The sequence below is a fragment of the Synechococcus sp. BA-124 BA4 genome, from assembly GCF_034931165.1.
In genome coordinates, this window is the sequence record NZ_JAYGIA010000011.1 from 16,030 (window position 1) to 28,593 (window position 12,564).

General features: G+C 65.0%; 15 protein-coding genes. 9 read left to right on the forward strand and 6 right to left on the reverse strand.

The features are described from left to right. Positions 1-133: 133 nt before the first annotated feature. The 4 genes from pstS to VB734_RS02055 all read left to right on the forward strand — a co-directional run bounded on the left by pstS (position 134) and on the right by VB734_RS02055 (position 3,811). On the forward strand, positions 134-1,114 hold the full coding sequence (gene pstS, locus VB734_RS02040) for a phosphate ABC transporter substrate-binding protein PstS (protein ID WP_197166273.1): 981 nt from the start codon (positions 134-136) through the stop codon (positions 1,112-1,114). A gap of 121 nt (positions 1,115-1,235) precedes the next feature. Beyond that, positions 1,236-1,871, forward strand: coding sequence for a Crp/Fnr family transcriptional regulator (locus VB734_RS02045; RefSeq protein ID WP_197166272.1), 636 nt, complete (start codon positions 1,236-1,238; stop codon positions 1,869-1,871). A 69-nt stretch (positions 1,872-1,940) separates the two neighbouring features. Then, positions 1,941-2,645 (forward strand): response regulator transcription factor, encoded by a 705-nt coding sequence (locus tag VB734_RS02050; protein ID WP_322781988.1) that lies wholly within the window; start codon positions 1,941-1,943, stop codon positions 2,643-2,645. 14 nt (positions 2,646-2,659) lie between these two features. Then, a complete protein-coding gene (locus tag VB734_RS02055) occupies positions 2,660-3,811 on the forward strand; it encodes a sensor histidine kinase (protein WP_197166270.1) in 1,152 nt (383 codons plus the stop codon). A 411-nt stretch (positions 3,812-4,222) separates the two neighbouring features. On the opposite strand, the gene VB734_RS02060 is transcribed toward VB734_RS02055, so the two are convergent. The 3 genes from VB734_RS02060 to VB734_RS02070 all read right to left on the reverse strand — a co-directional run bounded on the left by VB734_RS02060 (position 4,223) and on the right by VB734_RS02070 (position 6,863). Further along, positions 4,223-5,269 carry a PstS family phosphate ABC transporter substrate-binding protein gene (locus tag VB734_RS02060; protein ID WP_231594894.1) on the reverse strand — a complete coding sequence of 349 codons (1,047 nt, stop codon included), beginning with the start codon at positions 5,267-5,269 and terminating at the stop codon, positions 4,223-4,225. 250 nt (positions 5,270-5,519) lie between these two features. Then, positions 5,520-6,539, reverse strand: a complete 1,020-nt coding sequence (arsB, locus tag VB734_RS02065) for an ACR3 family arsenite efflux transporter (protein WP_197166268.1) — start codon at positions 6,537-6,539, stop codon at positions 5,520-5,522. Between the two features lie 3 nt (positions 6,540-6,542). Beyond that, a complete protein-coding gene (locus VB734_RS02070) occupies positions 6,543-6,863 on the reverse strand; it encodes an ArsR/SmtB family transcription factor (RefSeq protein WP_197166267.1) in 321 nt (106 codons plus the stop codon). A 68-nt stretch (positions 6,864-6,931) separates the two neighbouring features. On the opposite strand from VB734_RS02070, the gene VB734_RS02075 reads away from it, so the two are divergent. The 3 genes from VB734_RS02075 to crtR are packed head-to-tail and all read left to right on the forward strand — an operon-like array spanning position 6,932 to position 10,314. Beyond that, entirely contained in the window at positions 6,932-7,963 is a 1,032-nt protein-coding gene (locus VB734_RS02075) for an ArsJ-associated glyceraldehyde-3-phosphate dehydrogenase (protein ID WP_197166266.1), read from the forward strand. Further along, entirely contained in the window at positions 7,960-9,213 is a 1,254-nt protein-coding gene (gene arsJ / locus VB734_RS02080) for an organoarsenical effux MFS transporter ArsJ (protein WP_197166264.1), read from the forward strand. The genes VB734_RS02075 and arsJ overlap by 4 nt, the downstream gene beginning before the upstream one ends. 60 nt (positions 9,214-9,273) lie before the next feature. After that, complete coding sequence (gene crtR, locus VB734_RS02085; protein ID WP_197166263.1) at positions 9,274-10,314, forward strand: beta-carotene hydroxylase; 1,041 nt, start codon at positions 9,274-9,276, stop codon at positions 10,312-10,314. 23 nt (positions 10,315-10,337) lie between these two features. On the opposite strand, the gene gatC is transcribed toward crtR, so the two are convergent. Further along, positions 10,338-10,631, reverse strand: a complete 294-nt coding sequence (gene gatC / locus VB734_RS02090) for an Asp-tRNA(Asn)/Glu-tRNA(Gln) amidotransferase subunit GatC (RefSeq protein WP_197166262.1) — start codon at positions 10,629-10,631, stop codon at positions 10,338-10,340. Positions 10,632-10,689: 58 nt separating this feature from the next. Next, positions 10,690-11,508 (reverse strand): creatininase family protein, encoded by an 819-nt coding sequence (locus tag VB734_RS02095; RefSeq protein ID WP_197166261.1) that lies wholly within the window; start codon positions 11,506-11,508, stop codon positions 10,690-10,692. Between the two features lie 110 nt (positions 11,509-11,618). Between VB734_RS02095 and VB734_RS02100 the strand changes: the two genes are divergently transcribed. After that, positions 11,619-11,918, forward strand: coding sequence for a DUF6679 family protein (locus VB734_RS02100; protein ID WP_197166260.1), 300 nt, complete (start codon positions 11,619-11,621; stop codon positions 11,916-11,918). 27 nt (positions 11,919-11,945) lie between these two features. Here the strand turns inward: VB734_RS02100 and VB734_RS02105 are convergent, their stop codons facing one another. Further along, positions 11,946-12,089, reverse strand: a complete 144-nt coding sequence (locus tag VB734_RS02105) for a hypothetical protein (RefSeq protein ID WP_197166259.1) — start codon at positions 12,087-12,089, stop codon at positions 11,946-11,948. Positions 12,090-12,198: 109 nt separating this feature from the next. Here VB734_RS02105 and VB734_RS02110 point away from each other — a divergent pair. Then, on the forward strand, positions 12,199-12,564 hold a 366-nt coding region (locus VB734_RS02110), incomplete at its 3' end, for a DNA-3-methyladenine glycosylase (protein ID WP_323242888.1).

Sequence of the window (12,564 nt, forward strand, 5' to 3'; positions counted from 1 at the left end):
TTGAGCGAAAATTGATCTGAAGACAAGGTGATTTTGGCGATCAATCCAGATCTTGAAGCAAGCTTAACCAGCTCATAAATCGTGTGGGGCGGGCTCCTTGCTAGTCAGGAATCGCTCCCCATTGGCGCTTGTGATGACCTTCGTGAAGAAGGCCTTTGTCTTCAGTGTTCTCGCCGCATTCGGTGCTGGTGCCGCGGCCACGGCTCAAAACAGCCTCAACGGAGCAGGAGCCACGTTCCCCGCTCCCTTCTACCAACGCGCCTTTTCCGATCTCGCCAGCTCCGGCGGTCCTCAGGTCAACTATCAATCGGTGGGCTCAGGTGCCGGTGTGCGCCAGTTCATTGCCGGCACCGTTGACTTCGGGGCCACCGATGAGCCGATCAGCGCTGCCGATGCCGCCAAGGTGAAGCGGGGTGTGGTTCAACTGCCCACGGTGGGTGGCACCATCGCCATCGCCTACAACAAGCCGGGTTGCTCCCTCAAGCTCACCCAGAAGCAGGCTGCAGACATCTTCCTGGGTGCGATCACCGATTGGAAGCAACTCAAGTGCGCAGCCGGCAAGATCACCGTGGTGCATCGCTCCGATGGCTCCGGCACCACCTTCGCCTTCACCAACTCACTCTCTGCCTTCTCTCCGGCCTGGAAGAGCAAGGTGGGCGAGGGCAAATCGGTGAAGTGGCCCGTTGGTGTGGGCGGTAAGGGCAATGAGGGCGTTGCCGGTGTGGTCCAGAACACTCCTGGCTCGATCGGTTACCTCAACCAGGCCTACGTCAAGGGAGCGATCAAGGCGGCAGCCCTGCAGAACAAGGCGGGCAAATTCGTGATGCCCAACCTGAAGAGCGGTGCCGCGGCTCTGAACAACATCCGCCTCGATTCCAACCTGGCTGGTGAGGATGCCAATCCCGCCGGTGCCGACAGCTACCCCATCTCCACACTCACCTGGGTGCTGGCGTACAAGACGGGTAATGGCGCCAAGGCCCCGCGCATTCGTCAGGCGATCTCCTTCCTGTTGAGCCCCAAGGCCCAGGGGAAAGCCGATGATCTCGGTTATGTCCCCCTGCGCGGCCGTGTGCTCAATTCGGCCAAGAAAGCCGTGGGCAACATCGGCTCCTGAGTTCACGACCCCTCGGGGCCAGGGGGCGTGCCTTAGTCAAGGGTTAACCGCCCCCTTATCTACCCTTTGCTGGCTTGTCGGTCATCGTCCATACACTTCATTGTGTCACTGGAGATAGGCCATGGTTTCGACTCCCTTTCGCGACGCCGGCCGCAGTGATGCGATCCGTGAGGTCCTGGAAACGAGTTACCGGCAGCGCCAGCTTCTCCACATCGGCGCAGGCAGCGCCGTCCCCCTGCTCAAGAACACCATCTGGCTGGTTGTGCGCGGCATGGTGAAGCTTGAGGCCGTCACCATTCACGGCGACCCGCTGCTGCTCGGCCTGGCCGGACCCAACGAGCCCTTCGGTGAACCGCTCACCAACGTGCAGGCCTACGAGGCCTTCACGCTCACCGATTCCGATCTGCTCTGCCTCTCCTGTGCGGAGATCGAGCAGGCGCCCCATCTGGCGATGGCGGTGATGCAGGCTGTGATCAGCCGCCATCGCCAGACGGAAACCCTGCTTTCCCTGCTGGGGTTGCGCCGGGTGGAGGAGCGGGTGCGCGGTTTCCTGGAACTCCTGGCTCAGGACTACGGGCAGGTCTGTGAGGATGGACTGCGGCTCAATCTGCGGCTCACCCACCAGGAACTGGCCAGCGCCCTCTCCACCACCCGGGTCACGGTCACCCGGCTGATCGGACTGCTTCGCGATGAGGGCTGGCTCAAGATCGATGCCCAGCGTCACCTGGTGATCAGTCACCTGCCCCGACGCCTGTGAAGACCGTTGTGTCCCCCCGGCCCGGATGACCTAATTTTGATCAGTCAGCCCGAGGGCCCGGATACCCCCATGCCCCGTCTGCTCATCGTCGATGACGACGACGGCATCCGCACCACCCTGGAAGAGGCGCTGGGACAGGAAGGTTTCGAGGTGGCCTGCGCCGCCGATGGCCGTCAGGCCATTCAGCAGATTGATGCCTCCCAGCGCCAGGGGGCAGCCGGCTTCGACCTGGTGCTGCTGGATCTGATGCTGCCGGGGGTCGGTGGTCTGGATGTCTGCCGCCATATGCGCCGCGGTGATGCCCAGACCCCGATCCTGATGGTCAGCGCACGGGACACGGAAACGGACCGGGTGCTGGGACTGGAGCTCGGTGCCGACGACTATCTGGTCAAGCCGTTCGGGCTGCGTGAACTCGTGGCCCGTTGCCGCGCCCTGTTGCGGCGGAGCCAGCAGACGATCGAGCGCTTCCCGGTCGGGCAGATCATCCACCATGGCAATCTGTCTCTCTACCCCGATGAGTTCCGTGTCACCCGTGACGGAGAGAGGGTGAACCTCTCCCCGAAGGAATACCGGCTGGTGGAGTTCTTCATGCAGAATCCCGGCCGTGTCTGGAGCCGGAATCAGCTGATCGATCAGGTCTGGGGCACCGACTACGTGGTCGACACCAAGACCGTGGATGTCCACATCCGCTGGCTGCGCGAAAAGCTCGAGGTCAATCCTTCCGCTCCTGAGCACATCCTCACGGAGCGGGGCTTCGGCTATCGCTTCGGTTGAGCCCTGGCCATGCCATGACGCTGTTGCTGGCCCTTGGCCTGGGTGTGTGGCTTGGCTGGGCCATCACCCTTCGCCGGAACCGGCGGCTGGGGCTGGCGGCGGCCGATGGTTCCAGGGCCCGGACGTTGGGTGGGCTTGGGCGGCTGCAGTTGCTGGCCTGGCTGGAGGGTGCACCCCAGGGCTGGCTGGTGCTCGATGGGCAGCAGCGGATTCAGGCCATCAACCCCCGGGCGGAACGCCTGCTTCAACTGCCTGCCGACCGGCTGGTGCGGGGGGAGCCCCTGCGCGCCGTGATTCGGCAGCCGGATCTCGAGGAGGCGATCCGGCTGGTGGGCCGGCGGGGCAGGCCCCAGCGGCTGGAGTGGTGGCAGGGCAATGAACCGCTCGAGGCCGTGCTGCTGGCAGGGGGTGAGGGCTGGGTGGCGCTCTGGATCAACAGCCGGCGATCACTGGAATCCCAGCTCGATCAGCAGAGCCGCTGGGTGAGTGACGTGGCCCACGAGCTCAAGACTCCCCTCACGGCACTGATGCTGGTGGGGGAGCGGCTGGCGCTGGAGGCTGACAGAGCGGGCGGCGGCAGCGGAGCTGGCAGTGCAGTGCTGGTGGAGCGTCTGCAGCGCGAACTGAAACGGCTTCAGGAGCTGGTGGGAGATCTGCTGGAGCTCTCCCGACTGGAGAACAGCCTCCCGCACGATGAGCGCCGGTATGAGGTGCTTGACCTCTGGGAGCTCGCTGATGAAGCCTGGAGCAGCCTCAGGCCCCTCGCCGAGAGCCGCGGCGTCAGGCTGGTGACCGGTCAGCGCCAGCCCAGCCTGCTCTGGGCCGATGCCTCACGGTTGCACCGCGCCCTGCTCAATCTGTTCGAGAATGCCTTGCGCTACAGCCCCGACGGTGGGGTGGTGGAGCTGAGTGTGGGCAGCAGCGGCCTCTGGTGGGAGCTGGAGGTGCGCGACCACGGACCTGGTCTGAGCCAGCACGATCTGGCCCATCTGTTCGAGCGCTTCTACCGGGGCGACCCGTCGCGGGTGCGCAGCCACCAGTCCGGCAGTGGCCTGGGCCTGGCGATCGTGCAGCAGATCGCCCTCACCCATGGCGGCCGGGTGCAGGCGCGCAACCATCCCGACGGCGGCGCCGTGATTGAGCTGGTGCTGCCGAAGGGGGTGTAAAGGATGTCCCCAGTAAGTGCTTCTGCCGGCGGCGTTGGGCAAAGCCAGGGTTCAGGGCGAAACTTCGTTTTCGGTCAAAACTATCACCCATGGCCATCTCCATACGGTTTTCGGGCTTCTACAGTTCATGGTTGCTCTGGGCATTGATTCCTTTCCGTCGCGAAGAGCGCCTGGACAGTTACTTCTCGTCTCGTCGAGAGTTTTTTCGCTTGGTTCCGGGCTGTCTGAGAGTGTTGATCGGGGTTCACGGTTCACGAAGATCCTGGCTCTGTCTTTGATCGCCAGCATTGAATGATTAGGTGTCAGCGTGTTACTCGATATCGCCAGCAAGTTGATGGGCTTGTTTCCAGGCGCAGAATTTTAGCTTGGATCAGCAGCTGGGGTGAGTGGAGAGCGGTCTGAGCATCCCTGTCAGCGGAACTCTGGCCGTTTGTGCTGATCGAAGCTGCGCCGCAGGGCCTCGCTGATCGTCAGCCCCACCGGTAGGTCGCCGCCGAAGGAGGTGCCGAGCACATGCCGGTAAAGCTTGGTCTCCACCAGTCGAATGGTTGAATCAGGCAGGGGAATGTAGTTGGCCTTGGCCACTAGTCGGGGGGCGTTCCGGATCAGGAAGGTGGTGAAGCTGCGGACCTCGGAACGTTCACGCAGGGCCTGATCGTTGACATAGATGAACAGGGGGCGGGAGAGGGGCTGGTACTGCCCTCCCAGCACCGCCTGGTTGGAGGGCAGCACGGGTTTCCCCTTCGGGTTGACCACTGCCAAGGCCTTGAGCCGGTCCCTGTTGCTGCGAAACCAGCCATAACCAAGATAGCCAAGGGCCTGGGGATTGCTGGCCACACAGTTCACCACCACATTGTCATCCTCGCTGGCGGTGTAGTCGCGGCGGGAGTTGTTCTCATCGCCATTGATGGCCTTGTTGAAGTAGTCGAAAGTGCCTGAGTCGCTCCCCGCCCCGCACAGCTTGATCGGTCGTGACGGCCAGGCCGTATTCACCTGGATCCAGCGGTTGATGCGTCCCTGGGCGTTGCGGTTCCAGAGCAGGGAGAGCTGCTGGGTGCTGATGGCGTTGGCCCAGGTGTTGCCCGGGTGGACCACCACCGAGAGCGCATCGAAGGCAAGGGGCACTTCAATGAAGCGGATCCCTTTGGCGGCACAGGCTTTGAGTTCGCTGGTGTTGATGGGCCTCGAAGCATTGCTGATCTCCACCCGGCCGCTGCAGAGATCCCGGAAACCTGCTGTGCTGCCCGTCTCCTTGAGACTGATGCTGACGCCCTTGCCGGCCGCCGTCTGGCGGAAGGCGCCGATGCCCGTCAGCACGATCGGATACACGGTGCTGGAGCCACTGATGCGAATCGGCATCGGCCGGGTGGAGGCCGGCTGGGCGGTAGCGGCTCCGCTAACACCGGGGATAACGAGCGCGGCCACCAAGGCCAGGCTGAGCCTGAAGGAGCGAGACATGCATACCTTGTCCAACGGCATGACTTTGACCCATCAATGCGGGTTGATGGATTAATGGTCGGTTATGGCAGCGCCATTTGTTGTGGTCAGAAGGCGTTGCCGGAGCGCACCACCATCGTGGCTAGTGAGCCGCCGCCGTCAGGGCGTGATCGACGACGAACCACTGCACCTTGAGGTGCCGAAGCCTGCGAAGGCTGGGTGTACAGCAAGCCACCCAGCAGCTGGAACCGGAAGCCGGCATCAGCTGTGATCAGGTGGCCCGATAGGGAAACAGCCAGCGGCTGCGGTTGGCGATCGCCACGAGAGCCAGCATCACCGGCACCTCCACCAGCACTCCCACCACGGTGGCGAGCGCGGCACCGGAGCGCACCCCGAACAGGCTGATCGCCACCGCCACCGCCAGCTCGAAGAAGTTGGAGGCCCCCACCAGGGCACCTGGAGCGGCCAGGTCATGGGGTTGGCGCCACTGGCGCATCCACAGAGCGGTGAGGGCAAAGATCAGCACCGTCTGCAGGATCAGGGGGATCGCCACCAGCATGATCAGCGCCGGGCTCGCCAGGATCGTGCCGGATTGGAAGCCGAACAGCAGCGCAACTGTGGCCAGCAGTCCCACGATCGACCACGGCTTCAGGCGCGCCTCGATCAGCGCGATAGCCCGCTCGCTGTTGATCCAGCGCCGGGTGAGCCAGCTGGCCACCAGCGGAATCACCACGAACAACGCCACCGACAACTGCAGGGTGTCCCAGGGAACCGCCACCTTGCTGACACCCAGCAGAAGACCAGCGATCGGGGCATAGGCCAGCACCATCACCAGATCATTGGCCGCCACCTGCACCACGGTGTAGGTGGGGTTGCCGCGGCAGAGGTGGCTCCAGACGAACACCATGGCGGTGCAAGGAGCCACACCGAGCAGGATCATGCCGGCCACCAGCTGGTCTCCCAGTTCGGCCTGGATCCAGGACCCATAGAGGCCACGGATGAACCACCAGGCCAGCAGCGTCATGGTGAACGGCTTCACCAGCCAGTTCATCGCCATGGTGACGATCAGAGCCTGCGGCTGTCCGCGGATCCGACGAACGGCGGAGAAATCCACCCCCAGCATCATCGGGTAGATCATCAACCAGATCAGCACCGCGATCACGAGATTGATGCGGGCCACCTCAAGGCCTGCCAGGTTGGCGAAGACCCCTGGCAGCAGCTGCCCCAGCACGATTCCCGCGGCGATCGCCAGGGCGACCCACAGACTCAGCCATCGCTCGAAGATTCCCATGGTTCAGGTGCAGGGGGAGGCGGGGGTCTGGCAGAGGCTGGAGAGTTCAGCTAACCAACCGCGCAGCTGGTCGATCGCCTCGGGGCGCAGGCGGTAGTAGGTCCAGCGGCCCTCCTGCCGATCGGTCAGCAGCCCGGCCTCCTTGAGCACCTTGAGGTGAAAGGACAGCTTCGACTGGGCCAGACCCAGATCGGCGGTGAGATCGCAGACGCAGCGCTCGCCGCCGCTGAGGGCCTCGATCACCTGAAGGCGCAGTGGTTCGGCGAGGGCCTTGAGCAGAACTCGGGCCTGATCAGCCTGAATCGGAGGACTGGCCACGCCCATGTCATCAGGATCACATTTCACATCAACACTAGTTGATCTATGGTCGGTGCGTCCCGCGTGGGTTCCGGATGAAGATCGGCATCAACGGCTTCGGCCGCATCGGCCGCCTCGTGTTCCGGGCCCTCTGGGGCCGGCCCGGCATCGTCCTGGTTCACGTCAACGACCCGGCCGGGGATGCCGCCGCCGCCGCGCACCTGCTGGAGTTCGACTCGGTGCATGGCCGCTGGCCCCAGGTGGTGGAAGCGGGCGGAGCAGGCTTCCTGGTTGGCCATCAGCTCGTGGGCTACAGCCAGGAGACCGATCCCACCGCCGTGCCCTGGGCCGCCGCCGGTGTGGACCTGGTGCTCGAATGCAGCGGCAGTCTCAAGACCCCCGCAACCCTCGAGCCCTACTTCACCCTGCCAGGCCTGAAGCGGGTGATCGTGGCCTGCCCCGTGAAGGGGGTGATCGCCGGCGAGGAGGCGTTGAACGTGGTGTTCGGCGTCAACCACCACCTCTACGACCCTGGCCGTCACCGGCTGCTCACCGCCGCCTCCTGCACCACCAACTGCCTGGCTCCGGTGGTGCAGGTGGTGCACCAAAACTTTGGCATCCGCCACGGTTCGATCACCACCCTGCACGATGTGACCAACACCCAGGTGGTGGTGGACGGCTTCAGGAGTGACCTGCGCCGGGCCCGTTCCTGTCTGGAGTCACTGATCCCCACTACCACCGGCTCGGCCCGGGCGATCGGGATGATCTTCCCAGACCTGCAGGGCAAACTCAACGGCCACGCCGTGCGGGTGCCGCTGCTGCATGGCTCGCTCACCGATGCCGTGTTCGAGCTCAGACGCAGCGTCACGGTGGAGGAGGTGAACCGGGCCTTCGAGGAGGCCGCCAGCGGCGATCTGCAGGGAATCCTCGGCTACGAGACCAGGCCTCTGGTGTCGGTCGACTACGTCAACGATCCGCGCAGCGCCATCGTCGATGGCCTCTCCACCCTGGTGGTGAACGGCACCCAGCTCAAGGCCTACGCCTGGTACGACAACGAGTGGGGCTACAGCTGCCGGATGGCGGATCTGGCCTGCCACGTGGCTGAGCTTGAAGCTCTCGCCCGATGAAACAGCTCACGGGACTGCAGCAGTACGCGGTCGTCACGGCCAATTACTGGGCCTTCACCCTCACCGATGGCGCTCTGCGCATGCTGGTGGTGTTCCACTTCCACCAGCTCGGCTACTCCACTCTGGAGATCGCCTTTCTCTTTCTGTTCTACGAGTTCTTCGGCATCGTCACCAACCTCTACGGCGGCTGGCTGGGGGCCCGCTTCGGGCTGCGGCTCACCCTCTGGGCGGGAACGCTGCTGCAGGTGGCTGCCCTGCTGATGCTGATCCCGGTGGCTGACAGCTGGCCGCGCTGGTGGAGTGTGGCCTACGTGATGGTGGCCCAGGCGATCAGCGGCATCGCCAAGGATCTCAACAAGATGAGCGCCAAGAGCGCCATCAAGACGGTGGTGCCGGAAACCCCAGGCGACCACAGCCGCGGCGAGAACCAGCTGTTCCAGTGGGTGGCGATCCTCACCGGTTCGAAGAACGCCCTCAAGGGGGTGGGCTTCTTCCTGGGGGGATTGCTGCTCACCACCATCGGCTTCGGCGCCGCCGTCGGGGCCATGGCCGCAGGGCTGTTTCTCTCCTTCCTGATGACCCTGGTGCTGCCTGGCGAGATCGGCAGGATGAAGGAGAAGCCGGCGTTCAGAGCCCTGTTCTCGAAATCCAGGGGCATCAATGGGCTGTCGCTGGCTCGCTTCTTCCTGTTCGGCGCCCGTGATGTCTGGTTCGTGGTGGCCCTGCCGGTTTTCCTGCAGGCGGCCCTCGGCTGGAAGTACTGGGAAGTGGGCGGCTTCATGGGCCTGTGGGTGATCGGCTACGGGATCATCCAGGCCTCAGCCCCGGCCCTGCGGCGCAGCTGGGGGCAGAGTGCACCCCCGGGGGTGTCTGCCGTGCAGTTCTGGAGCGCCGTGCTGACGGCCATCCCCGCCCTGATCGCCATCAGCCTCTGGCGCGAGGTGGGCCATCCCGGGGTGGCGGTGGTGGTGGGCCTGGCGGCCTTCGGGGCCGTGTTCGCTATGAATTCCTCGATCCACAGCTACATGGTGCTGGCCTACACCGATGCCGAATCGGTGAGCCTCAACGTCGGCTTCTATTACATGGCCAACGCGGCCGGCCGGCTGGTGGGCACGTTGCTCTCCGGTGCCCTGTTCCTGGTGGGCGGCCTGCAGGCCTGCCTCTGGTGCTCGGCTCTGCTGGTGGGCTTGTCGTGGCTGATCAGCCTGGGGCTGCCGGCCCCAGCCCATGAACGGCGGGCCCTGGCCTAGCAGCGGCCAGGCTGGTGCCCGTAAGGTGGGAGCCCGTTTGTCGAGGCGTGGTCTGCGGCGATGACCCAAGTGTTGGCCCTGTCGCACGAACCTGCCCTCGATGCGTTGTCCTCAGGCACCACGCTCCGTTCGGTGCCGAAGGACTTCCTCGATCCGCCATCGGCCTGGAACCCCACCGTGGGACTGTTTCTCGGGGGTTACGGCCTGGCGGCCCTGACGATCTGGGGCTGGTTCGTGCCCCAGTGGCCGCTGCCGCTGCTGCTGCCCCTCGGATTCCTGGCCCTGCACCTGGAGGGCACGGTGATTCACGACGCCTGCCACAACGCGGCTCACCCCAGCCGCTTCTGGAACGCGGTGATGGGCCATGGGGCTGCCCTGCTGCTGGGGTTCAGCTTTCCGGTGTTCACCCGGGTGCACCTCCAGCATCACGCCCATGTCAATGATCCGAAGCGTGATCCCGACCATATCGTCTCAACCTTCGGACCGCTCTGGCTCATCGCACCGCGCTTCTTCTATCACGAAGTCTTTTTCTTCCGTCACCGACTCTGGCGCAAGTGGGAGTTGCTGGAATGGGGCCTAGCTCGTGCCATCTTCGTTTCGATTGTTCTGGCCGCCTTCAGATTCGGCTTTGAGTCGTTCATCTTCAACTGCTGGTTCGCCCCGGCTCTGATGGTGGGCGTCACCCTGGGCCTCTTCTTCGATTACCTCCCCCACCGTCCCTTCAAGTCGCGCAACCGCTGGCACAGCGCCAGGGTGTACCCCAGCCGGCTGATGAATTGGTTGATCATGGGTCAGAACTATCACCTGATCCATCACCTCTGGCCGTCGATTCCCTGGTTCGAGTATCAGCCGGCCTACCGGGCGACCAAGCCACTGCTTGATGCCAAGGGATCACCCCAGCGCCTCGGGTTGTTCGAAACTCCCCACGACGGCATCAATTTCCTCTACGACATCTTCCTGGGCATTCGCAGCCATAAGCGGCGCCGCAGCCGGCTGCGTCCGATCGCCGCGCTGATGCCTACAGCCCGCTCCCGTCGTCACCTGATCTCGCTCCTGCACCGCACGGCCGTCTCACCGGTGCCGCGCTCTTCCGCCGGTTGAGGGCATCAGCCCAGGGGCTTTAGCTAACTGGCCAGGATCTGCGGAACCCGGAAGAAGTCGCCCTCGCGCTGGGGGGCCAGTTCCAGCAATTCTTCTCGCACGGGTGTCGGCACGACGTCGTCTTCGCGGGTCACATTGATCACTTCGACAGCCCTGGTGGTGGGAGGGACCCCCTCCGTATCCACCTGCTCCAGGTGCGCCACGTACTCGAGAATGCGCTCCAGCTGGCCGGTGTAGGTGGCGATCTTGGCCTCGGGAAGCTCCAGGCGAGCCAGTTTGGCCACCTTGCGCACGTCGTCGGAAGAAATCTTGCCCATCGTGGCCCTGCTGCTCGTCTGGCCCGAACCTAGCTGTAGCTGCCCGGGCGTTTCCGGCTCACTCGCTCAGAAAGGTCTCCAGATCCTGGCTGAGGGCCTCGGCGGCCAGCTCCAGGAATCGGCGGCCGTCGTCAGCGCTGGCGAGGAAGGGGTCGGACCCCATGCGTCCATCGGGGTGGCGACGGCGGAAATCCTCGGGACCGTGGATCGGTCCGGCTGGCGCCGGCTCCGGAAGGGGCCGTTGCTTGGCCACCAGGCTCGGCTCCAGGTGCAGGGTCAGAGCGATTTCGCTGGGAGTGGCATGGTGCCCCTCCCGCTGGCCATAGCGCTCGCGCGCCTCCCGCATCACCGGCCCGGCCATGAACCAGTTGGCCAGTTGGCAGCGCAGATTGGGAGCCCCTGCCAGCCCTCGGCTGGCGGCCGTGGCGTAGGCCTCGGCAAAGGCGGCCCTTGTGGTGGCGATGTTGCCGCCATGGCCGTTGATCACGAAGATCCGCTCGAAGCCATGGCGGGCCAGGGAGAGCACCACGTCATGGATCACGGCCAGGAGCGTTGAGGGCTGGAGACTGATCGTCCCCGCGAAGCCCAGGTGATGTTCGGCCATGCCGAAAGCCTGGACGGGCGTGACCAGCACGCCGGTGCGGCGACCCACCTCCAGGGCCACCGCTTCGGCGGTGAGGGCATCGGTGCCGATGGCCCCGGTGGGGCCATGCTGCTCCGTGGAACCGAGGGGAACGATCACCCCCTTGCAGCCTCGGAGGTAGTCCTCCACCTCGGGCCAGCTGCGCAGCTGCAGCCGGATCGCCTCGACGCTGGCAGCTGGGCCCCGGAGAGGGCTCCCGGCTGTCCCGACGGTCTGGGGGGAGGAGATCGTCACCGGGGACAGCTCGGCGACGGGGCCGAAACGAGGGAACCTCTGAAGTATCCCTAGGATTGATGGCATCCGGGCCCCGATCCGCACGCGGCCCGCTGGAGCCGGAACTCAGGATGCTGCACCGCAAGCTGGATCAGTTCTGCAGCGAGAAGCGACCGGTCTGGGTCTTCCTGCGCGATCAGCAGCGCTGGATCGAGCAGGCTCTGGTGGTGGAGATCGCCGGTGATCTGGTCACTCTTCGCTACGACGAGGAGGACGATGACGAACTGCACACCTGGGAGGAGAGCATTCGCCTCGATTCGATCGGAGCGGTCAGCACCCGCCTGGCCTTCTTCAGCCGCACGGCCAGGGCCGAGGATCTCGGCACCGCCGAAGACTGCCCCGAATCCGAGCAGCTGCGCCGCCAGGGCTGAGACCGGCGGACTTCCAGCGTCTGGAGTTCAGTGGGCGGTGCCGTTGCCGTCGTAGTCGTCGGTGTCGTAGTAACCGCCCCGGGTGCCGAAGTAGAGGGTCGCCAGGCAGAACAGACCGCTGCCGGCCAGCAGCACGGTGCCGAGATTGAAGCTGGAGAGAGCGTTGGACACGAAACAGACGCGGATAACAGCCAGGGACCAACCCCATCACGAGGCGGCTCATCCCAGTCTGGCGGGTTCCGCCGCCGGAGCCGCCGCCGGGACCGGCGGTGTCGATCTCCTGACGCCCGGCTTCTTCGCACGCGCGGCCCATCAGGTGGGCCCGGATCTGGTGGGCTGCCAGTTGCTGCGCCGCTTCGAGGATGGGCGCTGCCTCCGGGGACTGGTGGTGGAAACCGAGGCCTACTGCCAGAGCGAGCCCGCCTGCCATGGCCACCGGCGCCGCACACCCTCCAACGACACGCTGTTCGGCCCGCCTGGGCGCTTCTACGTTTACGTCAGTCATGGCATCCATCACTGCGTGAATGTGGTCACCGAGCGTGAAGGCTGGGCCAACGGTGTCCTGCTGAGGGCCGTGGCCCTGGCGGGTGAGCCCGAACGCATCGCCGCTGGCCCGGCCCTGCTGGCCCGCCGCTTCGGCCTGGAC

What these genes read in the sequence shown, in the direction of transcription:
- pstS (WP_197166273.1), top strand. Translation starts at nt 134, where the DNA reads ATGACCTTCGTGAAGAAGGCCTTTGTCTTCAGTGTTCTCGCCGCATTC.
- VB734_RS02045 (WP_197166272.1), top strand. Translation starts at nt 1,236, where the DNA reads ATGGTTTCGACTCCCTTTCGCGACGCCGGCCGCAGTGATGCGATCCGT.
- VB734_RS02050 (WP_322781988.1), top strand. Translation starts at nt 1,941, where the DNA reads ATGCCCCGTCTGCTCATCGTCGATGACGACGACGGCATCCGCACCACC.
- VB734_RS02055 (WP_197166270.1), top strand. Translation starts at nt 2,660, where the DNA reads ATGACGCTGTTGCTGGCCCTTGGCCTGGGTGTGTGGCTTGGCTGGGCC.
- VB734_RS02060 (WP_231594894.1), bottom strand. Translation starts at nt 5,269, where the DNA reads ATGTCTCGCTCCTTCAGGCTCAGCCTGGCCTTGGTGGCCGCGCTCGTT.
- arsB (WP_197166268.1), bottom strand. Translation starts at nt 6,539, where the DNA reads ATGGGAATCTTCGAGCGATGGCTGAGTCTGTGGGTCGCCCTGGCGATC.
- VB734_RS02070 (WP_197166267.1), bottom strand. Translation starts at nt 6,863, where the DNA reads ATGGGCGTGGCCAGTCCTCCGATTCAGGCTGATCAGGCCCGAGTTCTG.
- VB734_RS02075 (WP_197166266.1), top strand. Translation starts at nt 6,932, where the DNA reads ATGAAGATCGGCATCAACGGCTTCGGCCGCATCGGCCGCCTCGTGTTC.
- arsJ (WP_197166264.1), top strand. Translation starts at nt 7,960, where the DNA reads ATGAAACAGCTCACGGGACTGCAGCAGTACGCGGTCGTCACGGCCAAT.
- crtR (WP_197166263.1), top strand. Translation starts at nt 9,274, where the DNA reads ATGACCCAAGTGTTGGCCCTGTCGCACGAACCTGCCCTCGATGCGTTG.
- gatC (WP_197166262.1), bottom strand. Translation starts at nt 10,631, where the DNA reads ATGGGCAAGATTTCTTCCGACGACGTGCGCAAGGTGGCCAAACTGGCT.
- VB734_RS02100 (WP_197166260.1), top strand. Translation starts at nt 11,619, where the DNA reads ATGCTGCACCGCAAGCTGGATCAGTTCTGCAGCGAGAAGCGACCGGTC.